Raw genomic sequence first — 19926 nt, forward strand, 5'->3', positions numbered from 1 at the left:
GATTCGTCCCAAGAGGCGAATCCTTTGTTTTGTAAAAGCTTTTTATAAAAAAATTGAGGAGCACATCTAATGCGCGTCATTCTGCTGGGAGCTCCCGGGGCCGGTAAAGGTACTCAGGCAAAGTTCATCACCGAAAAATTCGGCATTCCACAAATTTCCACTGGCGACATGCTGCGTGCAGCGGTCAAGGCCGGTACTCCGCTGGGCGTTCAAGCCAAGAGCATCATGGATGCCGGCGGCCTGGTGTCGGATGACCTGATCATCGCACTGGTACAGGATCGTATCGCTCAGCCAGACTGCGCCAACGGCTTCCTGTTCGACGGCTTCCCGCGCACCATTCCGCAGGCTGAAGCACTGGTTTCTGCCGGCGTCGAGCTGGATGCAGTGGTTGAAATCGCTGTTGAAGACGAAGAAATCGTTCAACGCATCGCCGGCCGTCGTGTTCACGAAGCCAGCGGCCGCGTTTACCACATTGTCTACAACCCGCCGAAAATCGCCGGCAAAGACGACATCACTGGCGAAGAACTGGTACAGCGCAAGGACGACACTGAAGAAACCGTGCGTCATCGCCTGTCGGTCTACCATTCGCAGACCAAGCCGCTGGTGGAGTTCTACCAGAGCCTGTCCGCCAAAAACGCTGGCAAGCCGAAGTACAGCCATATTCCGGGCGTCGGTTCGGTTGATGCGATCACCGCCAAGGTGCTGGCTGCGTTGAGCTGAAAAGTCTGATCGGCTGCATCATCCACGGCCCGCTTGCGGGCCGTAGTTGTTTATACTGACGCACTTTTTCCCACCCCTGTTTTGGAAACATCGATGAGCACCTTGCTGGCCCTGGACACCGCGACTGAAGCTTGCTCCGTTGCCTTGCTGCATGACGGCAAGGTCACGAGCCATTACGAGGTGATCCCGCGCCTGCATGCGCAGAAGCTGCTGCCGATGATTCAGCAGTTGCTGGCGGACGCTGGCACCACGTTGCAAGCGGTCGATGCGATTGCTTTTGGTCGCGGGCCTGGCGCGTTCACTGGTGTGCGGATTGCGATTGGTGTGGTGCAGGGTTTGGCGTTTGCGCTCGATCGTCCGGTGTTGCCAGTGTCCAACCTCGCCGTGCTGGCGCAGCGTGCGTTGCGTGAGCAGGGTGTGAGCCAGGTCGCAGCGGCCATCGATGCGCGGATGGATGAAGTGTATTGGGGCTGCTATCGCGAGACGGCGGGGGAGATGCGTCTGGTCGGCGCTGAAGCGGTGTTGCCACCAGAAGTCGCGGCGTTGCCGGCCGATGCCAGCGGCGACTGGTTCGGTGCCGGCACCGGTTGGGGTTATGCCGAGCGCATCGCCGTCAATCTGAAGGGCTCCGACGCCGGCATGCTGCCCCACGCCGAAGACCTGCTGACCCTGGCGCGCTTCGCCTGGGAGCGCGGCGAATCGATCCCGGCGGACGATGCACAACCGGTTTATCTGCGCGATAAAGTTGCCACCCCCAAGGCTCGTTGAGCCTTTAAAAGATCGCAGCCTTCGGCAGCTCCTACAGTTGGAATTTGATCCCCGTAGGAGCTGCCGAAGGCTGCGATCTTTTGATTTTCAAAACACCAATCGTCAGTTTCTAACCCCTCGCTTTAAACCTTTTGCGCTTTATGTGTTCTAGTTATCACTCGGCGGTTTGCTAAGTCGGTCAAGTGCCGCTAAATTGCCATCATCGATACCGAGCATGAAATTATGCGTATAGACGGCCTCTCCTCTCAGTCCTATCCCATCAAGCGCAAGCCTCGCAGAGGCCCCGTGACTGTGGATGAATCTGTCGATGATATCGACGGCGAGCTGGAATTTCCGACTGAAGAGCAACTGGCCGCCCGCGCTGCCAAAGCCTCGGCGCAACGCCTGAGCAATCTGCCCGCCCGCCAACAAGACATGATCTACCACCGCGCCATGAGCAAAAGCGTAGCGATGGCCCTCGCCAGCTACCTGAGCACCGCCGGTTTTGTCGATTGGGATGCAGACGTGCTGGGCCTCGATCTGTACATCTGATGGATCTGCCTTACTACCTCGGTTGCCCGTCCTGGAGCGAAAACGCCTGGCGCGAGTATCTCTACCCGGTAGACGCAAAAACCTCTGACTTCCTCAGTCTCTACGCTCAAGTATTCAACGCCGTTGAAGGCAACACGACCTTCTACGCCAGCCCGTCGCCGGCCACCGTGCAGCGTTGGGCCGAGGTCATGCCCGAACACTTTCGCTTCACCGCCAAATTCCCCGGCGACATCAGCCACAGCGGTGATCTGCGCGATCAATTGACCGCCGCCGAAACCTTCCTGCAATTACTCAAGCCCCTCGGCCAACGTGTTTCGCCGCTGTGGTTGCAGCTGTCGAAAAGCTTCACGCCGCAGCGCTTGCCGGAGCTGGCAGCGTTCATCGATGCGCTGGATTGCCCGCTCGCGGTGGAAGTGCGACATGAACAGTTCTTTGCCAAAGGCGAGAGCGAACGCCTGCTCAATCGGCTGCTGCTGGATCGTGGCGTCGAGCGCATCTGCCTCGATCCGCGTGCGTTGTTCAGTTGCCTGTCGACCGAGTCTTCGGTGATCCACGCGCAATCGAAAAAGCCCCGCGTGCCGACGCGTCCGGCGGCGTTCACGCAATTCCCCCAGGTGCGCTTCATCGGCCATCCTGAGCTTGAGGCCAATGACACGTTCCTCGTGCCATGGGTGGCGAAAATCGCCGAATGGATCGAAGAAGGGCGCACGCCTTACATCTTCCTGCACACCGCCGACAACCTGTTGGCGGCGAAACTGGCGCAACGTTTTCACGCACAATTGATGCAACGTTTGCCTGGCCTGCCGCCGTTGCCTGAGTTATACAGAGAGCCCGCCGCCGAGCAACTTGGCCTGCTCTGAGGCGGATTTTTCCTGCCCAGGAGCCTGCCGATGGACGCCCAAGCCCTTCAAGAACAAGTCCGCAAAGCCCACGCCTTCAAAGCGCTGCATGAGCGTCCGGAGATTTTCGTCATTCCCAATCCGTGGGATGCAGGTTCGGCGAAGATGCTCGCCAGTCTCGGCTATCAGGCCTTGGCGACGACCAGCGCCGGTTATGCATTTTCCCAGGGCAAGGCCGATGGCGCGTTGAGTCTGGATGAGACCTTGGCCAATGTTCGGGCGATTGTCGCCGCGACCGATTTGCCGGTGGCGGTGGATCTGGAAAACGGTTTTGCCGATGACCCGCTCGAATCCGCTCAAAGCCTGATTCGTGCAGCCGAGGCGGGCGCAGTCGGTGGCTCAATCGAAGACGCCACGGGCCGTCCGGATGCGCCGATCTATTGCTTCGAACATGCCGTGGCGCGCATCGAAGCCGCCGTCGCCGCCGTGCGCACGTTGCCATTCCCCTTCATCCTGACGGCCCGTGCGGAAAATTATCTGCACGGCAATCCCGATATCGACGACACCATCCGCCGTTTGCAGGCTTTCGCCGAGGCTGGCGCCGACGTGTTGTACGCGCCGGGCTTGCGCAACGCCGAAGAGGTGCTGGCGGTGGTACGTGCGGTGGCGCCGAAACCGGTGAATGTGTTGATGTCCGGTGGCTTGAAGCTGACCGTGCAGGAGCTGGCAGAAATGGGTGTGCGCCGCATCAGCACCGGTTCGGCACTGGCGCTGGCGGCGTTCGGTGAATTCTTCCGCGCCGCTGAAGAGATCCAGCAATCCGGCACGTTCGGCTTCACCTCGCAGTCGATGCCGTACGCCAAGGCCAATCAGTTCTTCAAAGGCTGAACATGGGGCGATGGATATTCTGGCTGGTGCTGCTGATGATTGGCGGCGCGGCGGTTGGTGTCTGGCGCGGCTGGCTGGATGTGCCGTCGCAATGGAATCCGTGGGCGCCACTGGACGTCGAAGCCGCACCCAACTGGCTGACCGGCTACAAGCTGATGCGTTTGCGCAGCGATCCCGAACTCTGTGCGCAGGCGCTAAGCAGCTCTGAACTGCGCGTCACGCGACAATCCGACAGCCCCGACGCCAAGTGCCCACTGATCGGCGCCTTGCGCGTGCAGCGCGGTGAGGTGGCGCTGAGCAGCAGTTTCCTCGCCAGTTGTCCGTTGGCGGTGGCCTACGCGATGTTCGAACACCACACCCTGCAACCCGCCGCGCAATCTGTTTACGGGCAGAAGGTCGCGCGTCTCGATCACGTTGGCAGCTTCGCTTGCCGCAATGTCTACAACCGCGAGAGCGGGGCGCTCAGTCGTCATGCCAGCGCCGATGCGCTGGACATCGCCGGTTTTCGCCTGGCTGACGGGAGAAGCATCAGCGTGCTCAAAGACTGGTCCAGGCAAAATCGGGATGCGCAGTTTCTGCGTCAGGTGCGCGATGGTGCCTGCGAGGCGTTCAGTGTGGTGTTGAGCCCGGATTACAACGCCGCCCATCGCAATCACTTTCATGTCGATGTCGGGCGCTGGAGCGTGTGTCGCTAAGGGATCAGGCGGCGATGCGCAGGTTTTGCAGAACGATTGGACGTGCCCAGCCGTTATCGAAGTCCAGCGCCTTCTGCTGCTCGACGATCTCTTCCGGCGGGAACGGCGGGTAAGGCTTCTGCAGCAGATCGAGATCGAATTCGGCAATCGGCAGGTACAGCGGTTTTTTCTGTGGCGCAGGGCCAGGTTCCGGGATTGGCTGGCCGTTGTTGATCACCACCGGGCGAACCCAACTGCTGTCGAAATCCTGTTGTTCTTGCTGGGCCTTGAGTTCTTCTGCCGGGAACGGTGGGAACGGCTTGTCCAGCAGCTCCATTTCGAACTCGGCGATCGGCAGGAACAACGGCTCTGGCGGACGCACTTGGGTCTCGACCACATCGCATTCGCGCTGGCTGACAATGTGCGCGTGCAACTCGCTGCCGACGGTCGGTTCTTCCGGGCTGTTCAGGTCAACCGGTGGAAATGTGCCACACGCCGGCACCACTTCACTCGTCTGTTCGGCCATCGCCTGGGCAAAGAAATCCTGCCACAGGTGACTGACGCCGCTCAGTGCTTGAGTGTTTTGACGGCTGAAGTCGCCATGGGGCGAAATGTAGCCAATCGATGTGGGAAGAATGCCTGACATTTTTTTCGGTTGACGCTCAGCTCTGGCAAAATGCGCGTTGAATGAGTTATCGGCGGTTTTTGCCGCTCCTTGAATTTTTGAGCGTGTTTTCCATGATTGAGCAACCCGCGGCCTGCCGCATCCATGTCGAAGCCCTCGGCGCGACGTTTGAAGCGCCAGCGCAGCAGTGGGCCGAGCGTCTCGGTCTGCCGCGTGAAGTGGCGGACGGCGAGTTCGCCTTGCAGGTTGGCGAGCAGGGTTTGCAGCTGCAACAGCTCGGCCCGGACGCACCGGGGCCGGTGCGCGTGGACTTCGTCGAGGGTGGCGCAGCGCATCGGCGTTTGTACGGGGGCGGCAGCGGCCAGATGATCGCCAAGGCTGTCGGCGTCGCCCAAGGCGTGCGCCCGCGGGTGCTGGATGCCACGGCGGGGCTGGGCAAGGATGCGTTTGTGCTGGCCAGTCTGGGTTGCGAGATGAGCCTGATCGAGCGCCAGCCGCTGATCGGCGCGCTGTTGGAGGATGGGCTGGCGCGTGGTGCGGAAGATTTTGAAGTGGCGCCGATCGTGGCGCGAATGAAGCTGCTCAAGGGCAATTCCATTGAGGTCATGCAGAATTGGGAGGGTGAGCCGCCGCAGGTGATCTATCTCGACCCGATGTTTCCGCACCGTGAGAAGACCGCGCTGGTGAAGAAGGAAATGCGCCTGTTCCGACCGCTGGTGGGCGATGACCCGGATGCACCGGCGCTGTTGCAGGCGGCGCTGGCGTTGGCGACGCATCGGGTGGTGGTCAAGCGACCGCGCAAGGCACCGTGCATCGAAGGGCCGAAGCCGAGTCATGCGCTGGATGGCAAATCGAGCCGGTATGACATCTACCCGAAGAAAGCGCTCAAGGCTTAAAACCGAGTCGCCTCAATCGCTAGCAGGGCTAGCTCCCACACTGGATCTGTGGCGCGCACACAATATCAAAGGGAGCTTGTCTTGCTCCTACACTGGATTTGTGGCGCACACAAAATCCCTGTGGGAGCTAGCCCTGCTAGCGATGGGGCCAGTCAAAGCACCGCAGAAATCAGGGCCGATAGGCGCGCATAAACAATCCCACCACTTCCTCAATATGGCTCTCCGAAGCCTCTTCACTCAATGGCTCCCCGCAGCCATACAACAAGCGAAAATTCCCCGCACCCTTGATCAGGCAAAAGAAATGCTCGGCTGCATTGCGCGGCAGGTCGATGCTCAGCACGCCGCTGTCATGAATCTGCGTCAGTAACCGCTCCATGCCCTGCACCATGCGCTGCGGCCCGGCCTCGAAGAAGATCAGCGACAGTTTCGGATCCTGAACCCCCAGCGCCATGATCAAACGGTGCAGATTCACCGACTCATCGCTGTTGATCAGGTGATGAAAGCCTCGGGCAATGTTCAGCAACACATTTTCCACGGCAATGCCTTCGGGCAATTCGAAGAACAGCGGCGGCAATTGCTCCTCGCATTTGGCCACCACGGCGGCGGAGAACAGCGTCTCCTTGTCGTTGAAATGGCTGTAGACCGTCAGCTTCGACACGCCGGCCTCGCTGGCGACCGCGTCCATGCTGGTGTTGGCATAGCCATGACTCAGAAACAGAGTTTTCGCCGCGTCGAGGATCGCTTGGCGCTTGGCCAGATCCTTGGGGCGGCCCGGGCCGTTTGGAGCTGAAAGATTGTTCGACATTCTTCGCTTTTAATACTGGACTGGTGAGTTTGCTATTAATACCATACCCGCCAGTATAATTATTCCAAGCACCATTAGCGAAAGGTCCGTCACCATGTTCCGCCATGCGTTGTCCCTCGCGTTGCCAGTGAGTCTGGCGTTCCTTCTGTCAGCGTGTGGTCAGGAAGAGGCGACGCAAGTCACCGTGCGACCGGCCATGGTGGTGCAGCCAGAGCCTTCGGCGCAGGCGCTGGAAAGTTATCCGGGCGAGGTGCGCGCTCGTTATGAACCCGATCTGGCCTTCCGTATTGGCGGCAAAGTCAGCCGACGACTGGTCGATGAAGGTCAGCGCGTGAAGGCCGATCAGCCGCTCGCTGAACTCGATCCGCAGGATGTGCGCCTGCAACTGGAAGCCACCCGCGCCCAGGTCGCCGCCGCCGAAGCCAATCTGAACCTGGTGCGTGCCGAGCGTGATCGCTACAAGACCCTGATGGATCGGCAGATGGTCAGCCGCTCGGCTTACGACAACGCCGAAAACCTTTACCGCTCCGGTGAAGCCCGCCTTAAACAAATCAAAGCTGAATTCAACGTTTCGACCAATCAGGCCAGTTACGCGGTGTTGCGTGCACCGCAGGATGGCGTGGTCGCCAAGCGTTCGGTGGAAGTCGGCCAAGTGGTTGCGGCCGGGCAAACCGTGTTTACCCTCGCCACCGATGGCGAACGCGAGGTGCTGATCAGTTTGCCGGAGCAGAGTTTCGGTCGCTTCAAGGTCGGTCAGCCGGTGACTGTCGAATTGTGGACCCAGCAAAACCAGCGCTTCGCCGGGCAGATCCGCGAACTGTCGCCCGCCGCCGATCCACGCTCGCGCACCTTCGCCGCACGGATTTCCTTCACCAGCGGCAAAGTCCCGGCCGAGCTGGGCCAAAGCGCCCGTGTGTTCGTGCAATCGGCCGATAGCGTGTCGCTGTCGGTGCCGCTCTCGGCACTCACGGCGGAAAACGGCGCGACCTACGTCTGGGTCGTCAACGGCAACAACACTTTGAAGAAAACCCCGGTGCGCATCGGCCCGTTCGGCGAAAAAACAGTACCGGTGCTCGAAGGGCTGAACGCCAGCGACTGGGTGGTCGCCGCTGGCGTGCATGTGCTTTTGGAAGGTCAGCAGGTGCGTCCGGTGGATCGCTCCAACCGTGTGGTCAATCTGGCGGACAAGGAGTAAGTCCCGATGCGCTTCAACCTTTCCGAATGGGCGCTGCGTAATCGCCAGATCGTACTGTTCCTGATGCTTTTGCTGGCCATCGTTGGCGCGTTGTCCTACACCAAACTCGGCCAGAGTGAAGACCCACCGTTCACCTTCAAGGCGATGGTGATTCAAACCCGCTGGCCGGGGGCGACGGCGCAAGAAGTCTCGCGCCAGGTCACCGAACGCATTGAAAAGAAATTGATGGAAACCGGTGAGTACGAACGCATCGTCTCGTTCTCGCGTCCCGGTGAATCACAGGTCACGTTTATCGCCCGCGACTCGATGCATTCCAAGGAAATCCCCGACCTCTGGTATCAGGTGCGCAAGAAGGTCGCCGACATCCGCCACACGTTGCCGCCGGATATTCAGGGGCCGTTTTTCAACGATGAATTCGGCACCACGTTCGGCAATATCTATGCGCTGACCGGTGACGGTTTCGATTACGCAGTGCTCAAGGACTACGCCGATCGCATCCAGATCCAGCTGCAACGGGTCAAGGATGTCGGCAAGGTCGACCTGCTCGGGTTGCAGGACGAGAAGATCTGGGTCGAGCTGTCCAACGTCAAACTGGCGACCCTCGGCTTGCCGCTGGCGGCGGTGCAACAAGCGCTGCAAGAACAGAACGCGGTGTCGACCGCCGGGTTCTTCGAAACTGGCAGCGAGCGATTGCAGCTACGGGTCTCGGGGAATTTTCAGACAGTCGATGAGATCAGAAACTTTCCGATCCGGGTCGGCGATCGTACGTTCCGTATCGCCGATGTCGCCGATGTGCGTCGCGGTTTCAACGATCCACCGGCGCCGCGCATGCGCTTCATGGGCGAAGACGCCATCGGTCTGGCCGTGGCGATGAAGGACGGCGGCGACATTCTGGTGCTCGGTAAAGCGCTGGAAGTCGAGTTCTCGCGCATCCAGAAAAACCTTCCCGCCGGCATGCAGTTGCGCAAGGTTTCCGACCAGCCGGCGGCGGTGAAAACGGGCGTGGGCGAGTTCGTCCAGGTGTTGGTCGAAGCGCTGGCGATCGTCTTGCTGGTGAGCTTCTTCTCCCTCGGCGTGCGTACCGGCATGGTGGTGGCGCTGACCATTCCGTTGGTGCTGGCGATGACCTTCGCCTGCATGTATTACCTGAACATCGGTCTGCACAAGATTTCCCTTGGCGCGTTGGTACTCGCCTTGGGCTTGTTGGTGGACGACGCGATCATCGCCGTGGAGATGATGGCGATCAAAATGGAGCAGGGCTTCGACCGCATCCGCGCGGCGAGTTACGCCTGGACCAGCACTGCGTTCCCGATGCTCACCGGTACGCTGATCACTGCCGCCGGGTTTTTGCCGATTGCCACCGCGCAGTCCGGCACGGGCGAATACACCCGCTCGATCTTCCAGGTGGTGACCATCGCGTTGCTCGCGTCTTGGGTCGCGGCGGTGATGTTCGTGCCGTATCTGGGGGAAAAACTCCTGCCGGATCTGGCGAAAATTCATGCGGCTAAACACGGCACTGGCGGTGGTCAGCCGGATCCGTATGGCACACCGTTCTATCAGCGGGTTCGGCGTCTGGTCGAGTGGTGTGTGATGCATCGCAAGACCGTGATCGTGCTGACGGTGGGGCTGTTTATCGCTTCGGTGATGTTGTTTCGTTTCGTTCCGCAGCAGTTTTTTCCGGCGTCCAATCGCCTGGAATTGATGGTCGATCTGAAGCTGGCGGAAGGCGCGTCACTGGCTAATACCACTGGCGAAGTCAAACGGCTGGAGGCGATGCTCAAGGATCACGCCGGCATCGATAATTACGTCGCTTATGTCGGCACCGGATCGCCGCGTTTCTACCTGCCGCTGGATCAGCAATTGCCGGCGGCCAGCTTCGCGCAGTTTGTGGTGTTGGCGAAGACCATCGAGGAGCGCGAGGCGCTGCGCACCTGGCTGATCGACACGCTGAACGAGCAATTCCCAACCATGCGCTCGCGGGTGACGCGTTTGGAAAACGGCCCGCCGGTAGGTTATCCGGTGCAGTTCCGCGTCACCGGTGAACACATTGAAGAGGTTCGTGCGCTGGCGCGCAAAGTCGCGGCCAAGGTTCGCGAGAATCCGCACGTGGTCAATGTGCATCTGGATTGGGAAGAACCGAGCAAGGTCGTGTACCTGAACATCGATCAGGATCGCGCCCGGGCGCTGGGTGTAAGCACCGCCAACCTGGCGAAATTCCTGCAGAGTTCGTTGACCGGTTCGAGCGTCAGTCAGTATCGCGAAGATAACGAGTTGATCGAGATTCTGCTGCGCGGCACGGTGCATGAGCGCACCGAGCTGTCGTTGTTGCCGAGCCTGGCGGTGCCGACGGACAACGGTCGCAGTGTGGCGTTGTCGCAGATCGCCACGCTGGAATACGGCTTTGAGGAAGGGATTATCTGGCATCGCAATCGGCTGCCGAACGTGACCGTGCGCGCCGATATTTATGGCAAGGAGCAGCCGGCGACGCTGGTGAAGCAGATCATGCCGACGCTGGACCCGATCCGCGCCGAATTGCCCGATGGTTATCTGCTGGATGTCGGCGGCACGGTGGAGGATTCCGAGCGTGGGCAGAAGTCGGTGAATGCCGGTGTGCCGATGTTCATCGTCGTGGTGCTGACCTTGTTGATGGTGCAACTGCGCAGTTTTTCGCGCACGGCGATGGTGTTTCTCACGGCGCCGCTGGGCTTGATCGGGGTGACGTTGTTCTTGATGGTGTTCCGCCAGCCGTTCGGGTTTGTGGCGATGCTGGGGACGATTGCGTTGTCTGGAATGATCATGCGCAACTCGGTGATTCTGGTGGATCAGATCGAGCAGGACATCAAGTCCGGACTTAAGCCCTGGCAGGCGATTATCGAGGCTACGGTTCGACGCTTCAGGCCGATTGTGTTGACGGCGCTGGCGGCGGTGTTGGCGATGATTCCGTTGTCGCGCAGTGTGTTTTTCGGGCCGATGGCGGTGGCGATCATGGGCGGGTTGATTGTGGCGACGGCGCTGACGCTGTTGTTTTTGCCGGCGTTGTATGCGGCTTGGTTCCGGGTGCGTAAGGAAGCTTGATTCTTTTGTGACGTGGCGGCCTTCGGGCCGACCATGTTCTTGGGGTTTTGGGTGTATATCCGTTTCTGCGGGTGCTGCCGCTGGCGGTTTCGCTCTTACAACGAGTCACCTTTTCCAAACGCCGAAAAGGTTACCCAAAAGGCTTTGCCCTGACGTTCGGCCCCTCGCTGAGGCTCGGGGTTCCTTCGCTCCGGGATCGATCCGGGGGCATCGCTTCCGGTTTGCTTCGCTGCACCTCCTTTCGATGTGTTCGACTTCGTCGAACGGCGCTGCGCGCCTACCCCCGGATCAATCCCTCCACTCAGCCTGCCGACGGGCTCTCAGATCAAGATCAAGATCAAGAGCTTTACTCGAGCTTGCGCTCATTGTGTTGAGTGGGGCGGCGTTGCCGCATGGGGTATTCGCAAATCAAAATTGTGGGAGATAGCCCTGCGGGCGATGGCGGCCTGACAGCCGACCGGACTCTAACTGCATGCACTCAATCCAACTGTGGGAGCTGGCTTGCCAGCGATGGCGGCCTGACAGCCGACCAGTCTCTAACTGCATGTACTCAATCCAACTGTGGGAGCTGGCTTGCCAGCGATAGCGGCCTGACAGCCGACCACTATCAAACTAAATGCACTCAATCCAACTGTGGGAGCTGGCTTGCCAGCGATGGCGGCCTGACAGCCGACCACTCCCTAACTGAATGCACTCAATCCAACTGTGGGAGCCAGCCCTGCTGGCGATGGTGGCCTCACAGCCGACCACTCCCTAACTGAATACACTCGATCCAACTGTAGGAGCTAGCCCTGCTGGCGATAGCGGCCTGACAGCCGACCACTATCAAACTGAATGCACTCAATCCAACTGTGGGAGCTGGCTCGCCAGCGAAAGCGGCCTGACAGCCGACCACTCCCTAACTGAATGCACTCAATCCAACTGTGGGAGCCAGCCCTGCTGGCGATGGTGGCCTCACAGCCGACCACTCCCTAACTGAATGCACTCGATCCAACTGTAGGAGCTAGCCCTGCTGGCGATAGCGGCCTGACAGCCGACCACTCCTTAACTGCATGCACTCAATCCAACTGTGGGAGCTGGCTTGCCAGCGAAAGCGGCCTGACAGCCGACCAGTCCCTAACTGAATGCACTCGATCCAACTGTGGGAGCCAGCCCTGCTGGCGATGGTGGCCTCACAGCCAACCACTCTCTAACTGAAATTCTACTTACCCAAGCCTGCGAAACGCTTGCCTCTGCGAATGTCATGGCCACTGAGTTGGCATTCACGCTGAACGGACTCACATGCAGCGCGCTGTTGGGCATTCAGCAAATGATTTTCCTCGCGGAGTCATCGGTGAATCGGGTTCTCGATCAAGTCGATCCGCAAACCTGACACCCAATAAAAAGCCCGTTGGACCTGAGAGGTCCAACGGGCTTTTTTATCGTTCAGAACCTTACAACGTCCCAAACACCTTCTTCGCCAGGCTGGTCGCCGCTGCAGCCGGGTTCTGGCGGATGGTTTCTTCCTGTTTGCCGATCATTTCGAACAAGCCGTTCAGCGCCTGTTCGGTCACGTAGTTCTCCACATTCGCACTCTTCGCGTCTACCACACCGAACGCGGCAGCCTGGCCGGCGAACGAGTTGTACTTCTGCGCCACGCCAACTTTGTCGGTCGCCTGTTTGACGATCGGCAGGAACTTGGCGCGGATCTGTTCGCGGCTGGACTTGTCGAGGTATTGCGTGGCCGAGTCATTGCCGCCGCTGAGGATGCCTTTGGCGTCTGCCACGCTCATTTTTTTCACGGCATCGACGAGGATTGGCTGGGCCTGCGTCACGGCGCCTTCGGCCGCTTTGTTCATCGCGGTTTCCAGTTCTTCAACCTGGGCGCCCATGCCGAAGGCTTTCATCTTGCTGGCGGCTTTGCCGAGTTTGCCCGGCAGTTCGATCTTCACGTCCGGGTTGTTGCTGAAGCCACCCGGGGTGCCGAGCTGCTTGACGGCGATTTGCGCGCCTTGGGTCAGGGCATCCTTGAGGCCGCCAGTGGCGTCTTTCTGCGACAGGTCGCTCAGCGAGAGGGCGAGGGCATTGGCGCAGATCATCAGGCCCGCGCACAGGCCGGCGAAGTGAAGGGTAGGGCGGAGCATGACGGCTTCCTTGTTGCGGGATGGGGTTGCGGAAAATAAATCAGCGAATGGCGTCGACGCGGATTTTCAGCGGCTGCGGGTCGTTGCCGTCGAGTTGCACGGCATGGTTTTCGGTGGTGATGAACATCAGCTCGCCGTTGACTTCGATGCGTGCGCTGACCGAATAGCGGTGGCCCGGTTTGACCTGGGCGGGATCGTAGCTCAAGTGGAAGGGCAAGGGCACCTGGCCTTGAACCGGACCCTTCTGCTCGTCGAGCACCACTGCCGGCGCATCCGCCAGGGAAACATCCTGCAGGCTTACGCTCAAGGTAGCGCTCGGTGGCAGGGCGATGCGTTGCAGATAGAACACTTCACCGTCGAGGCTGTTCTTGCCGGCTGGGGTGGTCGATTGGCAGGCGCTGAGCAATGTAGCAGCAGCGAGCAGGGTCAATTTTTTCATCGGAACCTCTAATACTTTTGCGCCGGAAGAATCCCGGCGCCGAAGGGAAATCTAGCGGATTTTGCCATTAGCGTCAGTGAACAAACGTAATGGTTTTTCCAGGCGTTGCGAAATCCAATGCGATAGCCGCGCACGCAAGTTACGTGAAACCGGGGCAAGTTCGACATACCACGGCGTGACCGGAATGGATTGGTGGTAGCGGTTTTCAATGCCACTCAATGTATAGCGTTTCCCCGCAATGACGCTGTCAGGATCGTATTCCATATAGAACGAAGTGGCTTTTTGTTCATCGTGGGTGGCACTGGCCAGTTCAGCATTGGGGTTGTCCGCATCGTGCAAACTGATCGTCACGGCTTCATGCTCGGCAATAGCGCGAGGCTCTTGCACTTCGACATACAAAAAGCCGATCGGGCTCAGATGCAGGGTTTGCCGGTGCGGGGCTTTATTGACGATGACGAAATAGTCCAGTTCCACCAGCAAAGGCTGTTGGTCATGGAACATCTGCACGTTGATCTGGTACTTCACGCCGACATCGCTGTAATGATGCGGGAATGAAAACTTCCAGCCAACATCGAAGATTGAAGAGTGTCGCCAGTCTTTGACGTTTATGGGCGATTTGGAATTAACGACTTTGACGCTGACGACCGTTTCATTCTCGCCGCCTTGTGGTGCGCGGAAGTTAGCGGGCAAACGGAAGTCGACAGTAACGATGGGTGTTTGTTCGTGTAAAAGGCTCATCTCGATATCCTTATCGTGATTATTAAAGTAAGCCTATTTATCCACGAATCAACTAACGAGAAAACCCGACGGGCTCCTCGTTAGTTGTCGGCAAGTTTCAGACCTCGGCGGTGACCGCCGTTTCTGCCGCATCTTCACTACGATGCAAGGCGACCTGGCGGATCGACAAACGAATGTCCGCTGGCAGCACACGCTTGGCCGCACCTTCGGCCAGTTCGCCGAGCAGTTCGTGATAGCTCAGCTTGCCAGCCTCGTCGCGGCGCAACACGTCAAGGTCGAGCATTGTCTGGATGAAGTGGCGGAACAGACTCTTGTCGAAGAACTCCGGAGCGTTGAGGCCATGGAGGATCGACAGGCGTTGGGCCATGACGGTGCAGAGGTCTTCCAGCTCTTCGGCGCTTATGCTGTGCTGCCCGCTGTTGAGCAGCAAAGACACGGTCATGTAGAAGCGCTGCAAGGTCTGGGCGATGCTCTTCGACAGCAGCGTCAGCAGCACGAAATGCCGCGAACTTGGCGCCGGACGCAGATAGACGTCTTTCTCGAAACGCAGCAGGCCTTGCTCGACAAACGCTTCCAGCCACTGATCGACAACGCCGTCGAGTTCGTCCAGCGACCAGCGAATAAACAGCTCCGACTGCAAGTACGGATACAGCGCGCGGGTGTAGCGCAGGATCTGTTCGCGGCTCATGCGCGAAGCACTCTGGAAGAAGCTCGCCAACAGCGCCGGCAGGGCGAAGATGTGCAACACGTTGTTGCGGTAGTAGGTCATCAGGACGGCGTTCTGCTCATCCAGATAAAGAATCTTGCCCAGCGCATCGTTCTGCTCGGACAGCAGATCCATGTCCTTCACGTGCTCGATCAGCGCGCGGCCATCGCCTTCCGGCAAGGTGGTGTGCGGCGAGTAAGGGACTTTGCGCAGCAGCGCCAGATAAAGATCCAGCACGCGCGCCATGGCGCGATCGTCCAGCGCCAGGCGCGTGGTCGACAGCAACGCCAGCGCCACCAGATTGACCGGGTTGATCGCCGCCGCTTCGTTCAAATGCTGCGCGACTTTTTCGCCGAGGCGATTGGTGGTTTCGTTGAGCCAGGCCGGTTTGTACTGCGGGCCGAGTTCCTGCTGACGCCAATCCGGTTGCTCGGCGTCGAGGAACTCCGCCAGTTTGATCGGCTCGCCGAAGTTCACCGCGACCTGACCGAAGCGCTGCTTGAGCGCACCGATGACTTTGAAGATGTCGAAGATCGATTCTTTCTTCTTGCTCGCCCCGCGCAGCTCTCCAAGGTAGGTACGACCTTCCAGTACGCGCTCGTAACCGATGTACACCGGCACAAACACGATCGGCATCCGCGACGAACGCAGGAAGCTGCGCATCGTAATCGCGAGCATGCCGGTTTTCGGCTGCAGCATGCGCCCGGTGCGCGAGCGGCCTCCCTCGACGAAGTACTCGACCGGGAAACCTTTGGTGAACAGGGTGTGCAGGTATTCGTTGAACACCGAGGTGTACAGCGGATTTCCCTTGAACGTGCGGCGCATGAAGAACGCGCCGCCACGCCGCAGCAGACTGCCGATCACCGGCATGTTCAAGTTGATCCCGGCGGCGATGTGCGGCGGGGTCAGGCCATTGCGGAACAGCAGGTACGAGAGCAGCAGGTAGTCGATGTGGCTGCGGTGGCACGGCACGTAGATCACTTCGTGACCCTGTGCGACTTTCTGCACGCCTTCGATGTGGTTGACCTTGATGCCGTCGTAAATCTTGTTCCAGAACCAGCTCAGCACTACTTCGAGGAAGCGGATCGCGGTGTAGGTGTAGTCCGAGGCGATCTCATTGCCGTAGCGCAGGGCCTGGGCCTTGGCTTTCTCCGGGGAGATGTTTTCGCGCTCGGCTTCGTCGAGGATCGCTTGCTTGACCAGCGGCTGATTGAGCAGGCCTTTGACCAGATTTCGACGGTGGGAAATGTCCGGGCCGATCACCGCTGCTTTGAGATTGCGGAAGTGCACGCGCAGGATTCGCTGGGCCATGCGCACGGTGCGTTCGTGGCCCTTGTTGTGCTCGATCAACTCGCGCAGATGGATCGGCGCGGAGAACTGCACGCGGGTTTTGCGCCCGAGGACGATGATGCTCAGCAATCGACGCAAGCGCCCGGTGACGGCCCAACTGTCGGCGAACAACAATTTCCACGGACTGTTTTCGCTGTCCGGTGATTGGCCCCAGAACACGCTGACCGGAATGATCTGCGCGTCTTCGGCGGCGTTCTGGGTGAGGGCGCTGACCAGTCGGGTCAGGGTCGGCGGCGCACCGCGTTTATCCTGACGACCGAGCCAGTCTGGATCCGGCGTCAGGTAGAAAAACGCTGCTGGCTCGATCAGAGGACCCACTGACACCGGCAGCACCGGACGCGGCAGGCCGGCCTTGGTGCACTCGGTGTCGAGCACGGCCAGGTCGGTCAGCGAAGGGTTTTGCAGGACGTAGAACACCGGACGACTGCGGTCGAGGTTGAGGGTGAACGACGACTGGTTGATCGTCTCCGAGCGAACCCAGAGGTACAACAGTCGGCGCAGGGTGCCAAACACAAGACGGCGGAACGGGGAACGGGTCATACGGCTTCTGCGTGAGTTGATAAACCGAGCGGTTGCTCGGGAGGGCGACAGTTTGCCGTATTAGGCGAAAATCGGCAAAAAAGCGGCGAAGTAATCTCCTGTTGAGACTTTTTGCGCCTGTCATATACTCGGCGCTCTGTCGCCGGGGCCCTTTAATGGACGTCGCGCGCAGGCTGACGTTCCGCAAAGGCTTTCCTGCGAAAAGCCTGTTCAATAATAAGAAAGGAGTATGAACAGATGGCAACACGTGAAACCGGCAACGTGAAGTGGTTCAACGACGCCAAGGGCTACGGCTTTATCCAGCGCGAAGATGGGGTGGACGTGTTCGTGCATTACCGCGCGATTCGCGGCGAAGGGCACCGGTCGCTGACTGAAGGCCAGCAGGTTGAATACGCGGTGATTACTGGCGAGAAAGGATTGCAGGCGGAAGACGTTGTAGGCTTGTAACAGCAGCTTCAAGTTTCAAGCTGCAAGCCACAAGCTATAAGCAGTTTCGCTTGAGGCTTGCAGCTTGCAGCTCATAACTTGCAGCTGCTTTTAAGCCGTTTTCCAGGTGATTTCTTCTTCACCGTCTGCGCTGATGCGCATCCAGCGATCCGCCGTTTCCTCACCTTCTTCCTCGACCCACGTCCCCGGCGCGCAACGCACTTCCACGTTCAGCGCAGCAAACGCAGCGCGGGCGCAGGCGATGTCGTCGTCCCATGGGGTCTGGTCGCTTTCCAGGTACAGGCTGTTCCATTTGCCCACGGCTTTCGGCAGCCAGGTCACCGGCACGTTGCCGGCCTTGCACTTGTAGGTCTGGCCTTTCTGTACCCAATCGCTGCACGGGCCAAGGGCTTCGCCGAGCCAGGCGGAAATGGCCTTGTGGTCGACGTCGGCGTCTTTCAGGTAAATCTCGATATCCGGTTGGCGCATGGATGTCCTCACTGCGGGTCTGAAAAATCCATTCGCGGATTTAGCCGGCCCCGGGCACTCGCCCGAGACCAAAAGTTTATTGAAGAACGAAATAATCGTAGCGCATCGACACGGTGGTCTCGAACGGCTCGGCCTGATCGATCACCGCCGCGCGACGCTCGGCACTGGCGCGCCAGCCGTGGGGCGTCATCGCCAACAGGTTGGCGCGATCCTCGGGCTTGTCCAGCGTCAGTTTGAATTCCAGGGTTTCACTGTGCGCCAGCGCCATGCCTTGCGGCACCAGGGCCAGATGCTTGTCGTCGGTGTACTCGCGCACTTCGTCGTACAGGCGTTCGCGCAGTTCCATCAGATGGCCGCTGGTCGGGCCGACTTTCATCAGGCCGCCGCCAACACTGAGCAGGCGCTTGGCCTCTTCCCAATCCAACGGGCTGAAAACGCTGGCGAGAAACTGGCAACTGCCCGACGCCAACGGCACCCGGGCCATGCTGGCGATCAACCAGCTAAGCGCCGGGTTGCGTTTGCAGGCGCGTTTGACCGCTTCGCGGGAGATGTCCAGCGCGTAGCCATCAGCGTTCGGCAGGGCCTCGGCGATCTGCGCGGTGTAGTAACCCTCGCCACAACCGATGTCGACCCAGCGATCCGGCGCGTAACTCGCCGCCAGTTCGGCCAGTCGCTTGGCCACCGGCGCGTAATGCCCGGCGTTCAAGAAGTCGCGACGCGCCTCGACCATGGCCTGGTTATCGCCAGGGTCGCGGCTGTTCTTGTGCTGCACCGGCAGCAGGTTGAGGTAACCCTGGCGCGCACGGTCGAAGCGGTGGCCGGCGGGGCAGACCACGCCGTTGTCCACCGCATTCAGCGGTTCACTGCAAATGGGGCAAGCAAGCATCAGGCGAGCAACTTGATCAGGGTCTGGTAGTAGATCTCGGTCAGCACGTCGAGATCCGCTGCCAACACACGCTCGTTGACCTGGTGAATGGTCGCGTTGACCGGGCCCAGTTCAACAACCTGTGTGCCCATGGTCGCGATGAAACGGCCATCGGACGTACCGCCGCTGGTCGACGCTTTGGTCTCGCGACCGGTGATGTCCTTGATGCTCGCCGACACCGCGTCGAGCAGTGCGCCCGGTTCGGTGAGGAACGGCAGACCGGACAGCGCCCAGTCGATGTGCCAGTCCAGATCGTGCTTGTCGAGAATGTCGGCCACGCGTTTCTGCAGGCCTTCGACGGTCGATTCGGTGGAGAACCGGAAGTTGAACACCGCCACCAGATCGCCCGGAATCACGTTGGTCGCGCCGGTGCCGGAGTTGACGTTGGAGATCTGGAAACTGGTCGGCGGGAAGAAATCGTTGCCATGATCCCAATGCTCGGCGGCCAGTTCGGCCAGCGCCGGAGCGGCGAGGTGGATCGGATTCTTCGCCAGGTGTGGATAGGCGACGTGACCCTGAATGCCTTTGACGGTGAGCTTGGCGCCCAGCGAGCCGCGACGGCCGTTTTTCACCACGTCGCCAACCAAAGTGGTGCTGGACGGTTCGCCGACGATGCACCAGTCCAGACGCTCGTTACGCGCCGCCAAACGCTCAACCACGGCTTTGGTGCCGTGGTGCGCCGGGCCTTCTTCGTCGCTGGTGATCAGGAACGCGACCTTGCCCTTGTGGTTCGGATAATCGGCGACGAAACGCTCGGCGGCCACGGTCATCGATGCCAGGCTGCCTTTCATGTCCGCTGCGCCACGGCCGCAGAGCATGCCGTGTTCATCGATCAGCGCGTTGAACGGGTCGATCTGCCACGCGGTGACCGGACCGGTCGGGACCACGTCGGTGTGGCCGGCGAAGCACAGCACCGGGCCGTCGTGGTTGCCGTGAGTCGCCCAGAAGTTATCCACATCCTCGATGCGCATCGGCTCGAGGGTGAAACCGGCATCGCCCAGGCGCTGCATCATCTGCTTCTGGCAATCGGCGTCGACCGGCGTCACGGACGGACGGCGGATCAGGTCGATGGCGAGTTGGAGGGTCGGCGAAAGGTCGGCGTGGGCCGTCATGTAATAACTCCGGGTGCGCACGGTAAACCTGTAGGAGCTGCCGAAGGCTGCGATCTTTTGAT

At 59.9% G+C, this 19926-nt stretch carries 19 protein-coding genes and 1 pseudogene; 11 read left to right on the forward strand and 9 right to left on the reverse strand.

The window, feature by feature from the left end; all coding sequences use genetic code 11:
• Positions 1 to 69 precede the first annotated feature (69 nt).
• The 6 genes from adk to AC3Y64_RS05410 all read left to right on the forward strand — a co-directional run bounded on the left by adk (position 70) and on the right by AC3Y64_RS05410 (position 4441).
• The gene (adk, locus tag AC3Y64_RS05385; RefSeq protein WP_095050379.1) at positions 70 to 720 is read left to right on the forward strand and encodes an adenylate kinase; all 651 of its coding nucleotides are present in this window, start codon (positions 70 to 72) and stop codon (positions 718 to 720) included.
• A gap of 93 nt (positions 721 to 813) precedes the next feature.
• A complete protein-coding gene (gene tsaB, locus AC3Y64_RS05390) occupies positions 814 to 1488 on the forward strand; it encodes a tRNA (adenosine(37)-N6)-threonylcarbamoyltransferase complex dimerization subunit type 1 TsaB (protein WP_489986693.1) in 675 nt (224 codons plus the stop codon).
• Between the two features lie 222 nt (positions 1489 to 1710).
• Positions 1711 to 2019, forward strand: a complete 309-nt coding sequence (locus AC3Y64_RS05395) for a hypothetical protein (protein WP_489986694.1) — start codon at positions 1711 to 1713, stop codon at positions 2017 to 2019.
• Complete coding sequence (locus tag AC3Y64_RS05400) at positions 2019 to 2879, forward strand: DUF72 domain-containing protein (protein WP_489986695.1); 861 nt, start codon at positions 2019 to 2021, stop codon at positions 2877 to 2879. The genes AC3Y64_RS05395 and AC3Y64_RS05400 overlap by 1 nt, the downstream gene beginning before the upstream one ends.
• 30 nt (positions 2880 to 2909) lie before the next feature.
• Positions 2910 to 3746 carry an isocitrate lyase/PEP mutase family protein gene (locus AC3Y64_RS05405; RefSeq protein WP_489986696.1) on the forward strand — a complete coding sequence of 279 codons (837 nt, stop codon included), beginning with the start codon at positions 2910 to 2912 and terminating at the stop codon, positions 3744 to 3746.
• A gap of 2 nt (positions 3747 to 3748) precedes the next feature.
• A complete protein-coding gene (locus AC3Y64_RS05410) occupies positions 3749 to 4441 on the forward strand; it encodes an extensin-like domain-containing protein (protein ID WP_489986697.1) in 693 nt (230 codons plus the stop codon).
• 4 nt (positions 4442 to 4445) lie between these two features.
• Here AC3Y64_RS05410 and AC3Y64_RS05415 read toward each other — a convergent pair whose 3' ends face one another.
• Positions 4446 to 5066 (reverse strand): energy transducer TonB, encoded by a 621-nt coding sequence (locus AC3Y64_RS05415; protein ID WP_489986698.1) that lies wholly within the window; start codon positions 5064 to 5066, stop codon positions 4446 to 4448.
• Between the two features lie 92 nt (positions 5067 to 5158).
• Here AC3Y64_RS05415 and AC3Y64_RS05420 point away from each other — a divergent pair, with 92 nt between their 5' ends.
• Positions 5159 to 5941 carry a class I SAM-dependent methyltransferase gene (locus tag AC3Y64_RS05420; RefSeq protein ID WP_489986699.1) on the forward strand — a complete coding sequence of 261 codons (783 nt, stop codon included), beginning with the start codon at positions 5159 to 5161 and terminating at the stop codon, positions 5939 to 5941.
• A 169-nt stretch (positions 5942 to 6110) separates the two neighbouring features.
• On the opposite strand, the gene AC3Y64_RS05425 is transcribed toward AC3Y64_RS05420, so the two are convergent.
• On the reverse strand, positions 6111 to 6746 hold the full coding sequence (locus AC3Y64_RS05425; protein ID WP_489986700.1) for a TetR/AcrR family transcriptional regulator: 636 nt from the start codon (positions 6744 to 6746) through the stop codon (positions 6111 to 6113).
• Between the two features lie 94 nt (positions 6747 to 6840).
• Between AC3Y64_RS05425 and AC3Y64_RS05430 the strand changes: the two genes are divergently transcribed.
• From AC3Y64_RS05430 to AC3Y64_RS05440, 3 genes and pseudogenes are all read left to right on the forward strand, one after another.
• Complete coding sequence (locus AC3Y64_RS05430) at positions 6841 to 7941, forward strand: efflux RND transporter periplasmic adaptor subunit (RefSeq protein ID WP_489986701.1); 1101 nt, start codon at positions 6841 to 6843, stop codon at positions 7939 to 7941.
• Between the two features lie 6 nt (positions 7942 to 7947).
• A complete protein-coding gene (locus AC3Y64_RS05435) occupies positions 7948 to 11016 on the forward strand; it encodes an efflux RND transporter permease subunit (protein WP_489986702.1) in 3069 nt (1022 codons plus the stop codon).
• Between the two features lie 1192 nt (positions 11017 to 12208).
• Positions 12209 to 12388: pseudogene (locus AC3Y64_RS05440) on the forward strand (DUF6124 family protein); the annotation flags it as partial.
• A gap of 61 nt (positions 12389 to 12449) precedes the next feature.
• Here AC3Y64_RS05440 and AC3Y64_RS05445 read toward each other — a convergent pair.
• From AC3Y64_RS05445 to plsB, 4 genes are all read right to left on the reverse strand, one after another.
• On the reverse strand, positions 12450 to 13139 hold the full coding sequence (locus tag AC3Y64_RS05445) for a DUF4197 domain-containing protein (protein ID WP_489986703.1): 690 nt from the start codon (positions 13137 to 13139) through the stop codon (positions 12450 to 12452).
• A gap of 40 nt (positions 13140 to 13179) precedes the next feature.
• Entirely contained in the window at positions 13180 to 13578 is a 399-nt protein-coding gene (locus tag AC3Y64_RS05450) for a YbaY family lipoprotein (protein ID WP_489986704.1), read from the reverse strand.
• 51 nt (positions 13579 to 13629) lie between these two features.
• Complete coding sequence (locus tag AC3Y64_RS05455; protein WP_489986705.1) at positions 13630 to 14316, reverse strand: hypothetical protein; 687 nt, start codon at positions 14314 to 14316, stop codon at positions 13630 to 13632.
• A gap of 97 nt (positions 14317 to 14413) precedes the next feature.
• Positions 14414 to 16912, reverse strand: coding sequence for a glycerol-3-phosphate 1-O-acyltransferase PlsB (gene plsB, locus AC3Y64_RS05460; protein ID WP_489986706.1), 2499 nt, complete (start codon positions 16910 to 16912; stop codon positions 14414 to 14416).
• 237 nt (positions 16913 to 17149) lie between these two features.
• On the opposite strand from plsB, the gene AC3Y64_RS05465 reads away from it, so the two are divergent.
• Positions 17150 to 17359 carry a cold-shock protein gene (locus AC3Y64_RS05465; protein ID WP_007908870.1) on the forward strand — a complete coding sequence of 70 codons (210 nt, stop codon included), beginning with the start codon at positions 17150 to 17152 and terminating at the stop codon, positions 17357 to 17359.
• Between the two features lie 90 nt (positions 17360 to 17449).
• Here AC3Y64_RS05465 and AC3Y64_RS05470 read toward each other — a convergent pair whose 3' ends face one another.
• The 3 genes from AC3Y64_RS05470 to dapE form a co-directional block, all read right to left on the reverse strand.
• On the reverse strand, positions 17450 to 17827 hold the full coding sequence (locus AC3Y64_RS05470; RefSeq protein ID WP_064120729.1) for a hypothetical protein: 378 nt from the start codon (positions 17825 to 17827) through the stop codon (positions 17450 to 17452).
• A 76-nt stretch (positions 17828 to 17903) separates the two neighbouring features.
• Positions 17904 to 18713, reverse strand: coding sequence for a putative RNA methyltransferase (locus AC3Y64_RS05475; protein WP_489986707.1), 810 nt, complete (start codon positions 18711 to 18713; stop codon positions 17904 to 17906).
• Positions 18713 to 19864 carry a succinyl-diaminopimelate desuccinylase gene (dapE, locus tag AC3Y64_RS05480; RefSeq protein ID WP_158960584.1) on the reverse strand — a complete coding sequence of 384 codons (1152 nt, stop codon included), beginning with the start codon at positions 19862 to 19864 and terminating at the stop codon, positions 18713 to 18715. The genes AC3Y64_RS05475 and dapE overlap by 1 nt, the downstream gene beginning before the upstream one ends.
• Positions 19865 to 19926 lie beyond the last annotated feature (62 nt).

This window comes from Pseudomonas sp. 4CAES_32.4 (assembly GCF_058136335.1).